Below are 18,790 nucleotides of genomic sequence, written 5' to 3'. Positions count from 1 at the left end.
GACAGAATTAATCTTTGTCCGCCGGGCTCAGGGTCACGGAGGAGAGGTAGTTCAGCAGGGCGATATCGTTATCCACACCCAGCTTCATCATCGCTGATTTCTTTTGGCTGCTGATAGTTTTAATGCTGCGGTTCAGCTTCTTGGCAATCTCAGTGACGAGGAAACCTTCGGCAAACAGACGCAGCACTTCGCTCTCTTTCGGAGACAGGCGCTTGTCGCCATAGCCGCCGGCGCTGATCTTCTCCAGCAGGCGGGAGACGCTCTCCGGGGTAAACTTCTTCCCTTTCTGCAGCGAGGCCAGCGCTTTCGGCAGGTCGGTCGGCGCACCCTGTTTCAGCACAATCCCTTCGATATCCAGCTCCAGCACTGCGCTGAGGATGGCCGGGTTGTTGTTCATGGTCAGCACGATCACCGACAGGTTCGGGAAGTGGCGCTTGATGTATTTAATCAGGGTAATGCCGTCGCCATATTTATCACCGGGCATGGAGAGGTCGGTGATCAGGACGTGAGCATCCAGTTTTGGCAGATTATTGATAAGCTGTGTTGAGTCTTCAAATTCACCGACTACATTCACCCACTCGATCTGTTCAAGTGACTTGCGAATACCGAACAGTACAATCGGATGGTCATCGGCAATAATTACGTTCATATTGTTCATGTATAAGGCTACCTTGCTACAGCAAGCTTTTGACGTAGGCGTCAATGTCGCTGATGTATTTTTCTATGCCTGAAACATCTTTCTCTCGAATTAAATGTTCCAGCGTTTCACATAATTGCTTGCCGGGAACCAAATTTAGCATGGCAAACACCCCTTTGAGGCGGTGCGCTGTCTGTGCCAGCGCCGCGAAATCGCTTACAGCCGCTTCAGTATACAACCTCTTAACATCATCGGGTACTGTATCGACAAACAGGGCATAATATCCGCTGGCATGCAGTTCGGCATTTTCATTTCCGCCCATCGGTGAGGGAGCTACCTCATCCTGCGCCAGCTGCTCTTCGATAAGCTGCAGTATGGCTTCCTGCATGGCAGTACTGATATTAAAGTTCACCCGCAGCTGGCCTGGGCCAATTTTCCGCACGGCGGCCTCATCATCGCTTAAAAGCAAGCCCGAGGCTGTAAGATTAGACGGATTATCTGTCAGGAAGAGATCGTATTCTTGACTTATTAGCCTTTCATCAGGCGTGATGCAGCTTGCCCCCCAGTTTTCCAGCTGGCGAACCACGATATGGCGAATTTCGTTGGAGGTAATGTCGATCATCGCCACCACGTCGTCCAGCAGCTTCTCTTCGGATTCAGCTTCCTGTGCCTGCGCCGCCATCTTCACATGCAGCGTATAGCGGGTGCCCAGGCTTTCGCGTGCTTTAATGTTCAGATGTCCGCCGAGCTTGCGCGCCAGCTGATCGCACAGCCAGAAGGTGAGGGCGTTGGCTTTGCCGTAGCGATCGCTCTGAGTATCGTTGAGGAATGGGAAGTGCAGGTTGTCCACCTCGCTGGCCGTGACCCCCTCGCCGGTATCGAGAATACGGAAGGTCAGACGATCGTTTGCCGACTCGTCGGTATCAACCTCAAGGGTAATTTTGCCGATCTGCGTAGTGGTCACCGCATACTGGATCAGCATCAGCAGGATGCGCCTCAGCGCCTCGCGATCGCCGTGCCGCTCTTCGTTAGCGGGCAGGTTATTGTTGATCAGCAGCTGCAGGCCTTTACGCTTGATGGTCGGCAGCACCTCGGGGACCACTTCATCAATCAGATCCTGAATCGAGAACTGGGTCAGCGTTCCTCTCCAGCTGTCGGTCTCCAGCAGGTTTGCCAGCTGAATATCCTCTACCAGCTGCACCAGCGTCTGGGCATGCTGGGCCAGATGACGGCTCTCTTCGCTGTCGATCGCTGCGGCTTCTCCGGCAAGCGTCTGTACCGGCAGGCGGAGCGCATCGCCGATATGATGCATAAACGCCGAGCGGCCCTGCTGGTTTTTCTCATACAGACGCTGGGCCTGCTTGAGCTTTTTATTCACCAGCACCTCACGGTCCTGATCGCGAATAATAAAGATCTGCGTTCTCGGCACCACCTGGCTGCGGAACTGGCGGATCTCATACAGCTCGTTGTTGACCGTCGCCTGGATCACCCCCTGATGCTGATCCGCCATGCTGGTGATGTTTTGCAGGTTCAGATGCGGCAGCAGATGGTCAGCAATCTTGTTGCTGATGACCGTGCGGTTGGCCTCCTGGTCGTGCACCAGCAGCCCCAGCGGCAGCACGGAGACGATCTCCTCGTTTAGCGCGCGCAGCAGGCGCAGCTCGTTATTGGCCCCCGGCGAGGGCTGACCGTCAAGCTGGCGGCCCGGCTGATGGCGAAAGGTGGTAAAGCCAAACAATGCCAGCGCCAGCAGGCCGACGTTGAGCAGCAGCGGCAGAACGATATTCTGTAGCGTCTCCAGCAGCAGGGTGCCGAAAGGTACCTGCCACACCAGACGCATATCCGTCGAGTTCAGCGCGGAGGAGATCTCAATCTTCGCGCCGCTAAAGTTGATCGAAACGCTGTCTGCCGTCTCCTTGTCTGAGGTACGCAGGGGAGTAGGACCGTTGTCTGCTTCGAGGCGGAAGCTGTCCATCGGCATGCCGGGAGGAATGAGGTCGTTAATCGGCAGATCGAACGCCACCACCGTCGCCAGATGGCCCGGCTGATTAAAGGTGGTGCGCAGGGTAAAGTAGTAACCGTTTTGCCAGCTCAGGCTGCGCAGCGGAGAGAAGCTCTCCCGCTCGTCAAGGGCGTTGGCCTGCTGGAGCATCTCTGCCCGGCGAGAGTCGACAATATTGTCGATGGAGGACTCCTTGAAGCCCGAAGAGAGATCCTTCAGCGGCAGGGTCGACACCAGGATCATGCTGTTATCCTGGCCGTTGAGATAGTACATCGACCAGGGCACGGTCTCCGCGCCCCACAGCGTATCGAGATAGGTGGAGATGCGCTGCGTCATCTCAAGGGTGGAGCTGTCGTGTGAGCCAAAGATCAGCGCTTCGGTTTTACGCCGCGGCTTCTCAAGGTAGTAGACGTCCTGCTTTAAACGCGTCTCCTGAAGACCGTCTGCGGGTGCGGCAGGGGCGGCAGCGATATTGTCGTAAATCTGCCACGTCGCGTAGCGCCAGGTATCGACCCGCTTGTGCAACGCATGGGTGATGTCGACGACTTGATAGCTCTTATCCTTCAGCCATGCATTGACGGCGCTTTGCACCATGACGCCCAGGGTGACCAACAGAACGATAATCAGTAATAGAAAAAAACGGGTAATGTTGCCTGGTATCAGGGAAAACTTGCCAGGGATCATGCTGTCGGATCGACTCATCAGTGTGTCATCAGGCTGGTAAAAGTTAAGCTACTGGGTGGCGTACAGCAGGCAGTATAAAGGGTAATGCATGAATTTCCAGACTCTCTTCACCTCTGAAGAGGAACTAAACGCCAAAAATGCTATTTCAGCATAGCGAAACGGCAAACCTGTACAGGCTTTAAACAATGGTATAAATATTCAGCAAGATGTGTGGGCAAATTGCACGAAATAACAAGATATTGTCCGGGCTCTACCCTTGGCAAATTTTGTTTACTTTCCACTGTCATTAGTTAATAGTCGTTATGATTTCGGGACGGTAGCACATAATTGCATGGGCAACGTAAAGAAAGGTAAAAAAAAGCCGAATGCAGAGCATTCGGCGAGAATTGGGGGTAAACGGACATTCAGAGTCGAATGACGGTAATAAATAAAAGTTAATGATGATAGCGAGAGTTATTTTAGTAGCCCATCCGCGATTTGTTTTGTCTTTCAGTGCTATGCTTGAAAAATCATACAGTCTCATGATTTATAAGTAAAAATATTATTTTTTGATTATTAGTGCGTTATTTTTTAACCATTGATGCTGAAAAAAGTTCCCCAAAATTTACAAAATGAAACACCTATCACCCTCTCTGAAACATATTAAAAGTTTTAGTAGCATTTTCTTGTTGGATTATTCTGTATTTTTTAGGAGAATGGCTGTGCCGACTGATTTGACGCTCAATCAGTAAGCAGTGGCAACTATAAAAAGCATATAAATGAGGGTTAATAACATGAAAGTTAAAGTACTGTCCCTCCTGGTACCGGCTCTGCTGGTAGCAGGCGCAGCGAATGCGGCTGAAATTTACAACAAAGACGGCAACAAATTAGACCTCTACGGTAAAGTTGATGGCCTGCACTATTTCTCTGATGACGACGGTAGCGATGGCGACCAGACCTACATGCGTCTCGGCTTCAAAGGCGAAACCCAGGTTAACGATCAGATCACCGGCTACGGCCAGTGGGAATACCAGGTGCAGGGCAACACTGCTGAAAGCGAAAACCAGTCCTGGACTCGTCTGGCATTTGCTGGTCTGAAATTCGGCGACGCGGGCTCTTTCGACTACGGTCGTAACTACGGCGTAACCTATGACGTTACTGCCTGGACCGACGTTCTGCCTGAGTTCGGCGGCGACACCTACGGTGCCGATAACTTCCTGCAGTCCCGCGCTAACGGCGTGGCGACCTACCGCAGCACCGACTTCTTCGGCCTGGTTGACGGCCTGAACTTTGCTCTGCAGTACCAGGGCAAAAACGGCAGCGCCAGCGGCGAAAACGACACCGGTCGTAGCACCCTGCGCCAGAACGGCGACGGCTACGGCGGCTCTCTGACCTATGACATGGGCGAAGGCTTCAGCGTCGGTGGTGCGATCACTACCTCTAAGCGTACTGCTGACCAGAATGCTCTCGGCGTCTATGGCAGCGGCGACCGTGCTACCGTTTACACCGGCGGTCTGAAATACGACGCGAACAACCTCTACCTGGCAGCACAGTACTCCCAGACCTACAATGCAACCCGTTTCGGTAACTCGCAGAACGACTCCACCGTATACGGTTTTGCTAACAAAGCGCAGAACTTCGAAGTGGTTGCTCAGTACCAGTTCGACTTCGGCCTGCGTCCGTCTATCGCTTACCTGAAGTCTGAAGGCAAAGACGTAGACAACGGTTTCGTTAACTACGGCAACCAGGATCTGCTGGAGTACGTCGACGTTGGCGCGACTTACTACTTCAACAAAAACATGTCTACCTACGTTGACTACAAAATCAACCTGCTGGATGACAACGACTTCACCCGTCAGGCCGGTGTTAGCACCGATGATATCGTAGCCCTGGGTCTGGTTTACCAGTTCTAAGTCGTTACATACATACATGCATGAGGGGGCCGCGCTGGCCCCTTTTTTTATCGATTCTTTTCTGGACAGACACACTTTTGGTGTACGCTTGCGCGCATTGCGTAAGGGAATCATTGCTATGGATACCACTCTTTTTCGCGCTGCCCTGCTGGCGCTTACCCTGATCCTCACCGGCTGCGATCCGACGCCGCCCGCGCCGCAGCCTGCCGCTGCCGTTACCGTGCTGGAAGGCAAAACCATGGGCACCTCCTGGCGCGTCAGCGTTGTGGATAGGGATAAAGCCGAGACCGATGCACTGCGGGAAAAAATTACCGCCCAGCTCGACGCTGATGACATGCTGCTCTCGACCTGGAAGAGCGACTCAGCCCTGAGCCGCTTTAACGCCTCCACCAGCACCACGCCGTGGCCGGTTGACGCCGCGATGGCAGACATTATTACTCTTGCTTTGCGTATCGGCATCAAAACTGACAGTGCAATGGACATCACCATTGGCCCGCTGGTTAACCTGTGGGGCTTTGGCCCGGATCACCAGCCCGCTACGACGCCGACGCCAGCGCAGATTGAGGCGGCAAAAAGGCGCGTTGGCCTGCAACATCTGGCGGTCTCTTACCAGGCCGGGCAGCAGTTTTTGCAGAAGGATATTCCTGATCTCTATGTCGATCTCTCTACGGTCGGCGAGGGCTACGCAGCCGATCACCTGGCACGGCTAATGGAGCAGGAGGGGATCCCCCGCTATCTGGTCTCGGTAGGCGGCGCGCTGGTGAGCCGGGGTATGAACGGCGAAGGTAAACCCTGGCGGGTGGCGATCCAGAAGCCGACCGATCGCGAGAACGCGGTACAGGCGGTGGTGGATATTAACGGACACGGTATCAGCACCTCCGGCAGCTACCGTAACTACTATGAGCTGGACGGCAAACGTCTGTCGCACGTTATCGATCCGCATACCGGGCATCCTGTCGATCATAACCTGGTGTCGGTCACGGTGATCGCCCCGACGGCGCTGGAGGCCGACACATGGGATACCGGTCTGATGGTGCTGGGCCCGCAGAAGGCCCGCGAGGTGGCGATGCGCGAAGGGCTGGCAATCTATATGATCACCAAGGAGGGCGATACCTTTACCCCCTGGATGTCGCCGCAGTTTGCTGCCTTTTTGCAGAGCAAAAAGAATTAAAGCGCAAGATTTCAGGTGAAGGTAGTCTGGCCCCAGGGCATAGTCGGGCTAAGCTAAAGAGAGGAGCCTGATATGAGCGTAACGACCTTTATTGAAGACGAGCAGCGCTGGCAGGCGGTGCTTGAGCGGCGTGCGGACGCGGACGATCTTTTCGTCTTTGCCGTCATGACCACCGGCATCTTTTGCCGCCCCTCGTGCCGGGCGCGCCACGCTCTGCGCGAAAACGTGCGCTTCTTTGCCGATCCACAGACGGCGGCGCAGGCGGGGTTTCGTCCCTGCAAGCGCTGCCAGCCTGACAGACCCGCAGACAAGCGCAGCCTGGCGCAAAAAATTACCGCTGCCTGCCGTCTGCTGGAGCAGGAGACGCCGATAACCCTGGCGGCGCTGGCGCAACGGGTGGGTCTCAGCCCCTACCATCTTCACCGCCAGTTTAAAGCCGTTACCGGCATGACGCCGAAAGCCTGGCAGCAGGCCGCGCGAGCGAAGCGCCTGCGCAATGTGCTTGCTCACAGTACAACCATTACCGATGCGGTGCTGGCCGCTGGCTTCCCGGACAGCGGCAGCTACTACCGCAAGGCGGATGCGTCGCTGGGTATGACGGCTCGCCAGTATCGTCAGGGCGGGGAGGGGGCAGCGATCCGCTACGCGTTAACGCACTCTACGCTAGGCCGCTGTCTGGTGGCCGAGAGCGAGCGCGGTATCTGCGCGATCCTGCTGGCTGACTGTGACTCGCTGCTCACCGCCGAGCTGCACACGATGTTTCCTCAGGCTCAGCTTATGCAGGATGATGCCGACTTCAGCGCCCGGGTTGCCGAGGTAGTAGCGACAATTGAAAGTCCTGGCCGCCCGCTGGCCCTGCCGCTGGATCTACGCGGCACCGCCTTTCAGATGCAGGTCTGGCAGGCACTGCAGGCGATCCCGGCAGGGGAAACCGCCAGCTATCGCGCCGTTGCCAGCGCCATCGGCAAGCCGCAGGCGATCCGCGCCGTAGCCAGCGCCTGTGCGGCCAACCGCCTGGCGATCGTGATCCCTTGCCATCGTGTGGTTCGTGGGGATGGCATGCTCTCGGGCTACCGCTGGGGCCCGGCGCGCAAGGCCCAGCTGCTGGCGCGCGAATCGTTAAAAGAGGAGTCATAATGCTCGATCTGTTTGCCGATGCTGAACCGTGGCAGGAGCCGCTGGCACCGGGGGCCACTATCCTGCGTCGCTTTGCCCTTGCCGATGCCGATGCGCTGCTGGCCGACATCAATGCGGTCGCCAGCCAGTCGCCGTTTCGCCAGATGATCACCCCCGGCGGCTATACCATGTCGGTGGCGATGACCAACTGTGGCCGCCTGGGCTGGACGACCGACGCGCGCGGCTACCGCTATGCCCCTGGCGATCCGCTCACCGGCCAGCCGTGGCCTGCTATGCCGCCCGCCTTTGCCGCGCTATGCCAGCAGGCTTCAACGGCGGCAGGCTACAGCGATTTTCAGCCGGACGCCTGCCTGATCAACCGCTACCTGCCGGGCGCCAAACTCTCTCTGCATCAGGATAAAGACGAGCCGGATCTGCGGGCACCCATCGTTTCGGTCTCGCTGGGCCTGCCTGCTGTTTTCCAGTTTGGTGGCAGCCGACGCAGCGATCCGCTCAAGCGCCTGCTGCTGGAGCATGGCGACGTGGTAGTGTGGGGCGGCCCGTCGCGGCTCTTCTATCACGGCGTGCAGCCGCTTAAGCCAGGCCAGCATCCGGCGACCGGCGAATGCCGCTACAACTTAACCTTTCGCCGGGCAGGTAATTAAGAATATAAATCAGAATTATTCTTGATCCGTTACAGCAGCAGTTTACACTGCGGGCTGATTTTTCTTGCCGGATCGCTCTCATGGAACTTCTTCTTCTTGTCTGGCGGCAGTACCGCTGGCCCTTTATTGCCGTCATCCTCTTGACCCTGCTCAGCGCGGCGCTTGGCATTGGCCTCATTGCCTTTATTAACGCGCGGCTCATCGAGAACGTCGATATCTCCCTGACGGTGCTGCCGGAGTTTCTCGGCCTGCTGCTGCTGCTGATGGCGGTGACCCTTGGCTCGCAGCTGGCGTTGACCGCCCTCGGCCATCACTTTGTCTACCGTCTGCGGGGAGAGTTCATTAAGCGCATCCTCGACACCCAGGTGGAGCGCGTGGAGCAGTTAGGCAACGCCGCGCTGCTGGCCGCGTTGACCAGCGACGTGCGTAACATCACCATCGCCTTTGTGCGCCTGCCGGAGCTGGTGCAGGGGATCATCCTGACCGCCGGATCGGCGGCTTACCTGGGCTGGCTCTCTGGCAAAATGCTGCTGGTCACCGCCCTGTGGATGGCGATCACCATCTGGGGCGGTTTTGTGCTGGTGTCGCGGGTCTATAAGCATTTAGCGAGACTGCGTGAAACCGAAGACAAGCTGCACCATGACTATCAGACGGTGCTGGAGGGGCGTAAAGAGCTGACCCTCAACCGCGAGCGTGCCGAGGCGATCTTTAACAACGCTTACCTGCCGGATGCGCAAGAGTATCGCCACCATATTATTCGCGCCGACACTTTCCACCTCAGCGCGGTTAACTGGTCAAACATCATGATGCTGGGGGCGATTGGCCTGGTATTCTGGATGGCTAACGGCCTTGGCTGGGCGGATACCAACGTCGCGGCGACCTTCTCCCTGACCGTGCTATTCCTGCGCACGCCGCTGCTGTCGGCGGTAGGGGCGCTGCCGACCCTGCTCAGCGCCCAGGTGGCGTTTAACAAACTTAAGCAGTTCTCTCTTGCGCCCTATAACCCTGAGTTCCCGCGCCCGACCGCCTTTACCGGCTGGCAGACGCTGGAGCTGCGTGACGTGACCTTTACCTACCAGGAGGGCGCTTTCTCCGTTGGGCCGATTAACCTGACTCTGAAGCGCGGCGAACTGGTATTTCTGATCGGTGGCAACGGCAGCGGCAAGTCGACTCTGGCGATGCTGCTGACCGGTCTCTATCAGCCGGTGTCGGGCACCATTCTCATCGACGGCCAGCCGCTGGCTGCCGGGCGTGAAGAGGACTATCGCAAGCTCTTCTCGGCGGTATTTACCGACGTCTGGCTGTTTGACCAGCTCATTGGCCCGGAAGGGAAGCAGGCCGATCCGGCTATCGTCGACAGATGGTTAGCGCAGCTGAAGATGACCCACAAGCTGGAGCTGGATAACGGCAAGATCCTGAACCTCAAGCTGTCGAAAGGGCAGAAGAAGCGCGTGGCCCTGCTGCTGGCGCTGGCGGAGGAGCGCGATATCATCCTGCTGGATGAGTGGGCAGCCGATCAGGATCCGCACTTCCGCCGCGAGTTTTACCAGACGATCCTGCCGCTGATGCAGGCCGAAGGGAAAACCATTTTTGCTATTAGTCACGACGACCACTACTTTATACATGCCGATCGCCTGCTGGAGATGCGCAGTGGCGTACTCTCAGAGCTGACAGGAGAAGAACGAACGCTCGCGTCCCGCGACGCCGTTTCACGCACCGCATAGGAATAAATAAAGGATAAGGAGTCGTTAATGTCCGCCACCCCTAAAAATAGCGCCCGCCTTCGCGACGAGGAGCGGGCGCGCCTCATCTGGCTGCTGAATACCAACAGCGCCATTACCTCCCAGATCCTCGGCAAGCTGACCCTGGTCGAGCAGTTCGACGGCAGCGCGCTAAACGATGATATTGCCGAAGTTGGCGTGCTGGTCTCCCATCTCCCGGCCCCGGACCTGGCGGATACGTTGGAGGCGCTGCCCACCGAGGAGCGGCGAGCGCTGTGGCGTCTGGTTGACGATCTCAAACGCGGGGACATCCTGCTTGAGGCCACGGACAGCGTGCGCGAGGATCTGATTGAGGAGATGAGCGATCAGGCGCTGCTGGAGGCGCTGCGCGGGCTGGATATCGACGAGCAGATCTATCTGGTTAAGCGTCTGCCGCGTAACCTCACCGGGCGGCTGGAGGCTTCGCTGCCCCCGGACGATCGCGCCCGCGTGCATCAGGTGATGAGCTACGAGCAGAACAGCGTGGGTGCGCTGATGGAGTTTGAGGTGATCACCGTCCGTCCGGAGGTGACCCTGGAGACGGTGCAGCGCTATCTGCATCGCCTCGGCAGCATGCCGCAGAACACCGATAAGCTTTTTGTGACCGATCGCGAAGGGCTGCTGCTCGGCGAGCTGCCGCTGCAAACGATTTTACTTAATGATACCCAGACGCGGGTCAGCGAAGTGATGCAGGACGATCCTGTGACCTTCTCGCCTCATGACGATGCGGAGAAGACCGCCCGTACCTTCGAGCGTGACAACCTGGTGAGTGCGCCGGTGGTCAACCCCGACGGCAAGCTGCTGGGACGGGTGACCATCGATGAGATTGTTAACGTGGTCTATGAGGAGAGCGATAACGACATGCGGCTGATGGGCGGTCTTAGCCCAGAGGAGGATGTCTTTGCCCCGGTCGGCAAAGCGGTCAAGAACCGCTGGGCGTGGCTGGCGATCAACCTCTGTACCGCCTTTATCGCCTCGCGGGTGATTGATGGCTTCGAGCATACCATCTCCCAGCTGGTGGCCCTGGCCTCGCTGATGCCTATCGTCGCCGGGATCGGCGGCAATACCGGCAACCAGACCATCACCATGATCGTGCGCGCGCTGGCGCTACAGAATATTCAGCCGGGGAACTACCGCTTTCTCATCTTCCGCGAATTGGGCGTGGCGCTGATCAACGGCCTGGTGTGGGGCGGAATTATGGGCGGCGTGACCTGGTGGCTCTATGACGATATGGCCCTCGGCGGGGTGATGACCCTGGCGATGGTGCTAAACCTGCTGCTGGCCGCCACTATGGGGGTGCTGATCCCGATGATTATGGTCCGGCTGGGGCGCGACCCGGCGGTCGGCTCCAGCGTGATGATCACCGCCCTGACGGACACCGGCGGCTTCTTTATTTTTCTCGGTCTGGCGACGATTTTTCTGCTGTAGCGCGTTTTTTACGGCTAAAGACCGGAGGCAGAAGGAACATCAGCGCGACGCCAGCCACTACGCCAATCGCCAGGTTCCCGGTGGTGACGGTGGCAATCACCGTCACCAGCATTACCAGCGTCTCGGCTACCGGGGCGCGTTTTAACTGCGCAGGCTGAATGCTGTGCCAGTTGAAGGTCTTCACCGCCACAATCACCATGATCCCGGCCAGCACCGCCATCGGGATCTTCGCCATCACGTTGCTCAGCGCGGTCACCAACAGCAGCAGGACCAGCCCCGCGGCGATGGTCGAGACGCGGCTGCGCCCTTTACCCATCTCCACGTTGACAATGGTCTGGCCGATCATTGCGCAGCCTGCAATCCCGCCGTAAAAACCCGCCAGAATATTAGCGATGCCAAGACCCGCGCTCTCGCGGCCCTTGTTTGACGGCGTTTCGGTGAGATCGTCCACCAGCTTCGCCGTCAGCAGCGACTCCATCAGGCCGACAAAGGCGATGCTCAGGGCACAGGGCCAGACGATGCTCAGCGTGGTCAGGTTAAACGGCACCAGCCACTGAGTCAGGCCGGGGAGGCCACCCTGCATCGGGCCTTCGTCGCCCACTACCGGCAGGATCTGCCCGGAGAAGACGGTAAACAGAGTCAGCACTACGATAGCGACCAGCGGGGAGGGGACGCTCTTCAGCACCTTCGGTAGCCAGAGCACAATCAGGATCGTCAGGACAAACAGCCCGAGGATCAGCGGATCGCGGGTCCAGAAGTGCGGCACCTGCGCAAAGAAGATCAGGATCCCCAGTGCGTTAACAAAGCCGGTCATCACCGTGTGCGGAATAAAGCGCATCAGGCGCGCCATTCCCGTCAGGCCAAAGACGATCTGAATCAGCCCCGCCAGTAAAACGGCAGGCAGGATGTACTCCACGCCGTGCTGGTGCACCATCGGGCCGATCACCAGCGCCACAGAGCCCGCGGCGGCCGTAACCATGGCCGGGCGGCCGCCAAGGAAGGACATCCCAAGGCAGAGTACCACGGAGGCGATCAGGCTCACGGTGGGATCGACGCCGGCGATCACCGAGAAGGAGATCACTTCCGGGATCAGGGCCAGCGCGGTCATCACCCCCGCCAGGGTTTCACGCATCAGCAGAGACGGCGAGCGCAGCACCGTGGCGACGTTTCCCGCTTGTACAGGAGTTAAAGCTTTTTGAGCATCAGACATAGAGTTTCACAGAGTCAAAGCGGACGGAAAGTGTGCAGTGTAGCAAAGCGAAGAATAGTAGCGGCGCAGCGCAGGAGATACCAGTTTTTTTGTCATAGACGTTATAAAAATCTAACTTTTTGTTAACATCTATCAACTTGCTGTGTACTATCTCAACAATATTTAAATTCTCGGATGAGGGTGGTAGGTTAGTTGTCCGGGTAATTTCACTCCAATAAATTCCAATAAAGCAGTACTAATTGTAGGGCATTATCATTATGAAAAAAATGCGTGCCGTGCTCTCTTCTGTGGCTACGGGTAGTCGCGCTGCCTCACGGACAGGGAAGGCAACTGCGGCGAAGAAGCGAGAAACTGATGTACTCCTCCTGGGTGGTGGCATTATGAGCGCCACGCTGGGAACCTATCTGCAGGCGCTGGAACCAACGTGGTCGATGACCATGATTGAGCGCCTGGATGAAGTCGCAAAGGAGAGCTCCGAGGGCTGGAACAACGCCGGCACCGGGCACGCTGCATTAATGGAACTGAACTACACGCCGCAAAAGGCCGATGGCAGCGTGAGCATCGACAAAGCCATCGAAATCAACGAGGCGTTTCATCTCTCCCGCCAGTTCTGGGCTCACCAGGTGAAAGCGGGCGTGCTGAATAATCCCCGCTCCTTTATTAACACCGTACCGCACATGAGCTTTGTGTGGGGGGAAGAGAACGTCAACTTCCTGCGCGCCCGCTACGCTGCGCTCCAGCAGAGCAATCTCTTCAGCGGCATTCGCTACAGTGAAGACCACGCGCAGATCAAACGCTGGGCACCACTGGTGATGGAGGGGCGCGATGCAAAACAGAAAATTGCCGCCACCCGCACCGAGCTGGGGACGGACGTCAACTTCGGCGAGATCGCCCGCCAGCTGGTGGCCTCTCTGCAAAAGCACGAGAACTTTTCACTAAACCTGAGCACCGAGGTGCGCGCCATCAAGCGCAACGCCGACGGCCGCTGGGCGGTGACCGTTGCCGACGTCAATCATCCTCGCAGCACGCGCACTATCATCGCGAAGTTTGTCTTTATCGGCGCGGGCGGCGCGGCGCTGAAACTATTGCAGGAGTCCGGCATTCCGGAAGCGCGGGACTTTGCCGGTTTCCCGGTGGGCGGACAGTTCCTTGTGTCCGACAATCCGGACGTGGTGAACCGCCATCTGGCGAAGGTTTACGGCCAGGCGTCGGTCGGCGCACCGCCGATGTCGGTCCCGCATATTGATACCCGCATCCTTAACGGCAAGCGCGTACTGCTCTTCGGACCGTTCGCCACCTTCTCGACTAAATTTCTCAAGAACGGCTCCCTGTGGGATCTGCCGCGCTCAACCACCCCGTCTAACCTGATGCCAATGGTGAAGGTGGGGCTGACTAACTTCAGCCTGGTGAAATATCTGGTAGGGCAGGTGCTACAGAACGACGATGCACGCTTTGCCGCCCTGCGCGAATACTATCCGCAGGCGAAAAAAGAGGAGTGGCGTCTGTGGCAGGCGGGGCAGCGGGTGCAGATCATCAAGCGCGATCCGCTGCTGGGTGGCGTTCTGCGCCTCGGAACCGAGGTGGTAAGCGACCAGCAGGGCACCATTGCCGCGCTGCTCGGCGCGTCGCCGGGGGCCTCTACCGCAGCGCCAATCATGCTGGAGCTGATGAAGAAGGTCTTTAAGGCCCAGTTCGCGTCGCCCGCATGGCAGGCGAAGCTGAAGGAGATCATCCCGAGCTTTGGTATGCAGCTTAACGGCAACGTCGAAGCGACCCAGCGGGTCCTGCAGCAGACAAGCCAGGTGCTGGACCTGACCTATGAGCCGCAGCCGGTGGTGGATGTGGTTCCTGTGGTGAAAGCGGCACAGAAGCAGGTACAGGTTGAGGTTGACGCGGTAACGGATCTGGCGTGATGAAAAAAATGCACTGGCCGTAGAGCCAGTGCATTACCTTTATAAAATCGGCAACTCATTCAGCTTACGCTACTCAGTTTTAAATACCCATTACCATCTTTAACTACATCGACAGATGCTGAATTACCAAATTGATCAAAAACGGTAAAGTTAGCTTGCCCGCCCGAGTCGGCGATGGGGCCCACATGCACATTAACATTATCATATTGTATGCCGGTCTGAATACGAACAAACATTATTTGGCCGCATTGTTGATGAACACTAACGCCATATTGTAATAAAAAGTAATTTTGGTTAGTAACAAAGCTACATTTGGCAGTGTAATTAGTGCCGGTGGTGGTTGGATTATTTTCTGAAAGAAGAAAGCTGTGTGCGACGTTAAAGAAATATTGATTTGAACTCGATTGATCATTTATTTGATATTGCAAAAACGCTGTAGGTGATTCAGGGGTGCTCACAGGCTCAAACTGAGTTAGCCTGAAATAGGGATCATCAATTCTCAGTCCATAGACAGTCATTTCCTGAGGATAATAATCTATTACAACCGTGTTTTCACTTAATAATTGAAAGTTTGGCTGATCGTCTACGATATTAAAGATGATTGGCATTGTGTTTCCGTCGGACATACCATAGCGCTTAGGCGGATAAACCGTTACTGCCACAGAGCTTTGCGATTTGTTGCCGCTTGCCGTACTGTACTTTACTTTTGTACCGCTGCTGTCAGTGTAAGACAGTAACAGCGCTACTTTTTCAGAGCCATAGCTAGGGTTAATGGTGCTGTCGCTGGAAAGGTAGTAGTCAAACTCATACTGATAGGCGATATCGCTGCTGGCCGTGACAGCGTTGTTTGCCATCGGCAAGTTGGGCAGGTAAACAGAGCCATAGCTTCCCTTAGAGCCGGTTTTTAGGTACGAGAGGGAGGCACCGGTTTCATAATCAATCAGGCTCAGCGCGGCTTTGACTTCATCTGCGGTTGGCCCCCCCTGTGATATATTGGTAAGGGTCAGACTCAGGCCAACGGTGACTTTAACCTGATGATTACCGTTGGCAAAAAGATACGCTTGACTCAGATTCGGGTTGTCCGTCCAGATTTTAGCGGAGCTCACCCCTTTAACATTATCCCATGACATAATATTACCTCAGGTTTATCTAATTAATATTTAACTAATGCTAAGAGGCAGTGCATCCGCACCGTTTGAGTAAGCTACGATGTAGGTGCTGTTGCCAAACTGATCATACGCCTGGATACGCACACGATTACTCATATCGGTTGCATGGTTCAAACTCTCCACGGAGGTGTGTGCCCCCAGAAACGTTATCTGATTTTGTTGCTGGTGAACTTCAATATGTTCAGTAAGGAGGGTAGTGTGAGAGTCATCCATATCAGAACGGAGGACAATTTGTACACCGTAGTCAAACGCTCCGCATTTTACATTTGGGAAGAAGGCATTATAAACGATATCCCATTTCGGTTTGGATTGCGCTTTGTAGATATAATAGGGATTATGTGCATTGTTTTCATCCGGGTCGCTGCAACCATCAAAGTAAAAAAGCTGAAAGTAGGGATCGTCAATATAAAACCAGATTACTGTAAAACTATCGCCAGAGTGATTAAAATGACCGCTGTAGTCCCAGCAATCTGCCTCGGCAACGGCTTTGCTGCTGTAGGTAATATTGGTGCGGTTTTCCCCTTTCATACCATATAACTTAGCGGGGTAGCAGGTTATATAGACACAGGTTTTCGTATTGTAATTTCCGGTGGCGGACGTCTCCTGTACTACCCTGTTTCCCGACGTATCAGTGTAGTCCAGCTTAAGCGCAACCCCTTCAGCATGGGCCTCCGCGTTCATGCTCGTTGGGCTATACACATAGTAAGTTAACTGATAGTCATAGGTCCCCGACTCTGCACTCGCTGCGTCACTATCAGCGGCTGACAGGGCAAGGGAGGGGTCGTAAATCGCAATAAATTTTCCTTTGTCAGAAAGAGTTAAGTATTTTAAAGGTCCGCTGTCCTGATTGTTAATCAATGACAGCGCACTCGATACCTCTTGTTGGGTTGGGCCTGCCGTAGTACCGCTTTTTAGATTGAAAGAGATCCCGACGTTCAGCAGCAGCTGATGGTTATTGTTGATAAACAGATGCCCCTGCGTCGAGTCAGAATAGTTTGTCCAGATTTTGATATTTTTAATACTTGAAACATTATCCCATGACATAGTGTATGACCTCATGTTGATGACGCTTGTGAGTGATACCAACGATCTTCAACTCAGCTACAGCATGAGGGATATTCAGCGATTAGAAAATGCACTATAAATAGTCGGTGAAGAGAGGTTTTTTATACGTAGGCAAAAAGCAGGCATAAAAAAACCAGCCGTAAGAGGCTGGTTCTTCTGGGATTTTTTGGTCGGCACGAGAGGATTTGAACCTCCGACCCCCGACACCCCATGACGGTGCGCTACCAGGCTGCGCTACGTGCCGATCTGTGGCGCTAATAGTACCCTTTTTACCATCGAATGCAAGAGGCAACCCGCCGACTGATTCATAATTAATCAATCAGTTAGCGATAAAGCGCTTTTCATCCGTCAGCACCTGCAACAGCAGGCTGAGCTGCGGCTTCTGATCGCCGATCTTCTTACCTTTCAGGTCATAGGTCTGATAGGTGCCGTTGTGCTTTAGCACCAGCGTCATCGCCGGCGTGGTGACCGCCAGCGTATCGCTATTGGCGGCGGTGACCCAGTTATGACGACGCGTGGCGTTAAACAGATCCTGCCCCTGAGAGTACTCGTTCGCCGGGGTGCTGACGTGCAGCAGGCGCTGCATCAGGGTGGTCATCACATCTTTATGGTCGGTCAGCTTGCTGATGCGCTGGGCAGGCGTGCCCGGCCAGTGGATCACCAGCGGTACATGCAGATCGCCCCGCGACCAGCCCTCGTCCATGTCACTGCTCTCAGCGGAGACGCCGTGGCCCGCCGTAATGATAACCACCGTTTTATCCAGCTTGCCCGCGTCGCGCAGGGCGGTCAGCACGCGTTCAATCTGTGCATCGACGTTACCTGCGGCCCGCGCATAGCGACGTTCGAAGTCCTGCTGCTCTGCGTCCAGCGACGTGCCGTTCAACGCAATCCATGAGAACCAACGGTTATCTTCCTGCGCATAGCGATCCAGCCAGTTAATCCACTGGTCGGCGGTCTGCTTATCAGACTGCGCCTTCGCTACAGGCAGGGAGAAGTCAGAGAGCAGCGCCTGGCGATAGAGCGAACTGCTAAAGCCGTCCGAAGAGAAGAGGCCCAGCTGGTAACCCTGCTGGTTAAGCGCGGTCACCAGCGCCGCCGGAATACGCGCCGACAGCACACCGTCCATGTAGGAGGGCGAGATACCGTAGAACAGGCCAAACAGGCCGTTGTCAGTATCGTTACCGGCGCTCATGTGCTGGGTAAAGGTGATGTTCTCTGCGGCAAACCCTGCCAGCGACGGCATCTCTTTTTCGTAACGCGCATAGTTCAACGCGTCGACGGTGATCAGCAGCACGTTCTGACCTGGCCCCATATCGCGATAGCGCAGATCGCTCAGCGGATACTGCACCGACACCGCCTCCGGGTTCCCCTGTTCAACCAGCCGACGCTGATACTCCTGGGCATCCAGCAGGCCATGCTTCTCCAGGAAGCGGCGCGCGGTCATCGGGTAGGAGAGCGGCAGGTTGGCGCGCTGCATGGTGATTGGCCGGTAGAAGTTGGCATCAGCCCAGATATAGCTCAGGTGCGAGGCGATAAAGGCGGTAAAGAACAGGGCGGCCACCGGCTTGGCATAGCGGCGACGGCGCGTCAGGCTGCGCAGCTTCTGCCAGCTCCAGTTGGCAAACAGCAGCTCTACCAGCAGGATCACCGGCACGCTGATAAACATCAGCTGCCAATCGCGGGCCATCTCGTTCTGGTCCGGGTTGATCACCAGCTCCCAGACGATAGGGTTAAGGTGCAGGTGGAAGCGGGTAAAGACTTCGCTATCGATCAGCAGCAGCGTCATGCCGATGGTAGCCAGCACGGCGGAGAACCCGCGCATCAGCCGCTGCGACATCACCACAAAGGTGAGCGGAAAGAGGATCAGCAGATAGGTGGCAAACACCAGAAAGCTGAAGTGGCCGATGACGCTCAGCCAGGAGTAGATCCTGCCGCCAAGCGTGGTCGGCCAGTCGGCGACGAACAGGTAACGGCTGCCAAGAACCATGGCCAACAGAATGTTGAACAGGGCAAACCAGTGCCCCCAGCTAACCATCTGGGAGACTTTTTCTCGGTAGCGTTGACGATGAGTCACCATA

13 protein-coding genes and 1 tRNA gene are annotated in these 18,790 nt (G+C 56.1%); 7 read left to right on the top strand and 7 right to left on the bottom strand.

Annotated elements, in window-relative coordinates:
- Window positions 1-7: 7 nt before the first annotated feature.
- Entirely contained in the window at window positions 8-658 is a 651-nt protein-coding gene (gene rcsB / locus NR795_RS10245; protein WP_103819029.1) for a response regulator transcription factor RcsB, read from the bottom strand.
- Window positions 659-674: 16 nt separating this feature from the next.
- Entirely contained in the window at window positions 675-3,341 is a 2,667-nt protein-coding gene (gene rcsD / locus NR795_RS10240; protein WP_257758153.1) for a phosphotransferase RcsD, read from the bottom strand.
- Between the two features lie 755 nt (window positions 3,342-4,096).
- Between rcsD and NR795_RS10235 the strand changes: the two genes are divergently transcribed.
- The 6 genes from NR795_RS10235 to mgtE all read left to right on the top strand — a co-directional run bounded on the left by NR795_RS10235 (window position 4,097) and on the right by mgtE (window position 11,355).
- On the top strand, window positions 4,097-5,215 hold the full coding sequence (locus tag NR795_RS10235; protein WP_257758152.1) for a porin OmpC: 1,119 nt from the start codon (window positions 4,097-4,099) through the stop codon (window positions 5,213-5,215).
- Window positions 5,216-5,333: 118 nt separating this feature from the next.
- Window positions 5,334-6,386: an FAD:protein FMN transferase ApbE gene (gene apbE, locus NR795_RS10230; protein WP_257758151.1), complete on the top strand. Its 1,053-nt coding sequence runs from the start codon at window positions 5,334-5,336 to the stop codon at window positions 6,384-6,386.
- A 72-nt stretch (window positions 6,387-6,458) separates the two neighbouring features.
- The gene (gene ada, locus NR795_RS10225) at window positions 6,459-7,523 is read left to right on the top strand and encodes a bifunctional DNA-binding transcriptional regulator/O6-methylguanine-DNA methyltransferase Ada (RefSeq protein WP_257758150.1); all 1,065 of its coding nucleotides are present in this window, start codon (window positions 6,459-6,461) and stop codon (window positions 7,521-7,523) included.
- Window positions 7,523-8,167, top strand: coding sequence for a DNA oxidative demethylase AlkB (gene alkB, locus NR795_RS10220; protein ID WP_257758149.1), 645 nt, complete (start codon window positions 7,523-7,525; stop codon window positions 8,165-8,167). The genes ada and alkB overlap by 1 nt, the downstream gene beginning before the upstream one ends.
- Before the next feature lie 80 nt (window positions 8,168-8,247).
- Entirely contained in the window at window positions 8,248-9,891 is a 1,644-nt protein-coding gene (locus tag NR795_RS10215; RefSeq protein WP_257758148.1) for a multidrug ABC transporter permease/ATP-binding protein, read from the top strand.
- Window positions 9,892-9,918: 27 nt separating this feature from the next.
- The gene (mgtE, locus tag NR795_RS10210; RefSeq protein WP_257758147.1) at window positions 9,919-11,355 is read left to right on the top strand and encodes a magnesium transporter; all 1,437 of its coding nucleotides are present in this window, start codon (window positions 9,919-9,921) and stop codon (window positions 11,353-11,355) included.
- On the opposite strand, the gene NR795_RS10205 is transcribed toward mgtE, so the two are convergent.
- Window positions 11,318-12,565 carry a SulP family inorganic anion transporter gene (locus tag NR795_RS10205; RefSeq protein WP_257758143.1) on the bottom strand — a complete coding sequence of 416 codons (1,248 nt, stop codon included), beginning with the start codon at window positions 12,563-12,565 and terminating at the stop codon, window positions 11,318-11,320. The genes mgtE and NR795_RS10205 overlap by 38 nt on opposite strands.
- Before the next feature lie 257 nt (window positions 12,566-12,822).
- On the opposite strand from NR795_RS10205, the gene mqo reads away from it, so the two are divergent.
- Window positions 12,823-14,478 (top strand): malate dehydrogenase (quinone), encoded by a 1,656-nt coding sequence (gene mqo, locus NR795_RS10200; protein ID WP_257758142.1) that lies wholly within the window; start codon window positions 12,823-12,825, stop codon window positions 14,476-14,478.
- 59 nt (window positions 14,479-14,537) lie between these two features.
- Here the strand turns inward: mqo and NR795_RS10195 are convergent, their stop codons facing one another.
- The 4 genes from NR795_RS10195 to yejM form a co-directional block, all read right to left on the bottom strand.
- Window positions 14,538-15,608 (bottom strand): hypothetical protein, encoded by a 1,071-nt coding sequence (locus tag NR795_RS10195; RefSeq protein WP_257758139.1) that lies wholly within the window; start codon window positions 15,606-15,608, stop codon window positions 14,538-14,540.
- Window positions 15,609-15,638: 30 nt separating this feature from the next.
- Complete coding sequence (locus NR795_RS10190) at window positions 15,639-16,691, bottom strand: hypothetical protein (RefSeq protein ID WP_257758138.1); 1,053 nt, start codon at window positions 16,689-16,691, stop codon at window positions 15,639-15,641.
- Between the two features lie 188 nt (window positions 16,692-16,879).
- Window positions 16,880-16,956 (bottom strand) — tRNA-Pro (locus NR795_RS10185).
- A gap of 75 nt (window positions 16,957-17,031) precedes the next feature.
- Entirely contained in the window at window positions 17,032-18,789 is a 1,758-nt protein-coding gene (gene yejM / locus NR795_RS10180) for an LPS biosynthesis-modulating metalloenzyme YejM (protein ID WP_257758137.1), read from the bottom strand.
- Window position 18,790: the final 1 nt, after the last annotated feature.

It is taken from the genome of Pseudescherichia sp. L3, assembly GCF_024656065.1.
In the GTDB taxonomy this organism is placed as follows: domain Bacteria; phylum Pseudomonadota; class Gammaproteobacteria; order Enterobacterales; family Enterobacteriaceae; genus Pseudescherichia.
This window is presented reverse-complemented; position numbering and strand designations above follow the sequence as displayed.

What these genes read in the sequence shown, in the direction of transcription:
- rcsB (WP_103819029.1), bottom strand. Translation starts at nt 658, where the DNA reads ATGAACAATATGAACGTAATTATTGCCGATGACCATCCGATTGTACTG.
- rcsD (WP_257758153.1), bottom strand. Translation starts at nt 3,341, where the DNA reads ATGAGTCGATCCGACAGCATGATCCCTGGCAAGTTTTCCCTGATACCA.
- NR795_RS10235 (WP_257758152.1), top strand. Translation starts at nt 4,097, where the DNA reads ATGAAAGTTAAAGTACTGTCCCTCCTGGTACCGGCTCTGCTGGTAGCA.
- apbE (WP_257758151.1), top strand. Translation starts at nt 5,334, where the DNA reads ATGGATACCACTCTTTTTCGCGCTGCCCTGCTGGCGCTTACCCTGATC.
- ada (WP_257758150.1), top strand. Translation starts at nt 6,459, where the DNA reads ATGAGCGTAACGACCTTTATTGAAGACGAGCAGCGCTGGCAGGCGGTG.
- alkB (WP_257758149.1), top strand. Translation starts at nt 7,523, where the DNA reads ATGCTCGATCTGTTTGCCGATGCTGAACCGTGGCAGGAGCCGCTGGCA.
- NR795_RS10215 (WP_257758148.1), top strand. Translation starts at nt 8,248, where the DNA reads ATGGAACTTCTTCTTCTTGTCTGGCGGCAGTACCGCTGGCCCTTTATT.
- mgtE (WP_257758147.1), top strand. Translation starts at nt 9,919, where the DNA reads ATGTCCGCCACCCCTAAAAATAGCGCCCGCCTTCGCGACGAGGAGCGG.
- NR795_RS10205 (WP_257758143.1), bottom strand. Translation starts at nt 12,565, where the DNA reads ATGTCTGATGCTCAAAAAGCTTTAACTCCTGTACAAGCGGGAAACGTC.
- mqo (WP_257758142.1), top strand. Translation starts at nt 12,823, where the DNA reads ATGAAAAAAATGCGTGCCGTGCTCTCTTCTGTGGCTACGGGTAGTCGC.
- NR795_RS10195 (WP_257758139.1), bottom strand. Translation starts at nt 15,608, where the DNA reads ATGTCATGGGATAATGTTAAAGGGGTGAGCTCCGCTAAAATCTGGACG.
- NR795_RS10190 (WP_257758138.1), bottom strand. Translation starts at nt 16,691, where the DNA reads ATGTCATGGGATAATGTTTCAAGTATTAAAAATATCAAAATCTGGACA.
- yejM (WP_257758137.1), bottom strand. Translation starts at nt 18,789, where the DNA reads ATGGTGACTCATCGTCAACGCTACCGAGAAAAAGTCTCCCAGATGGTT.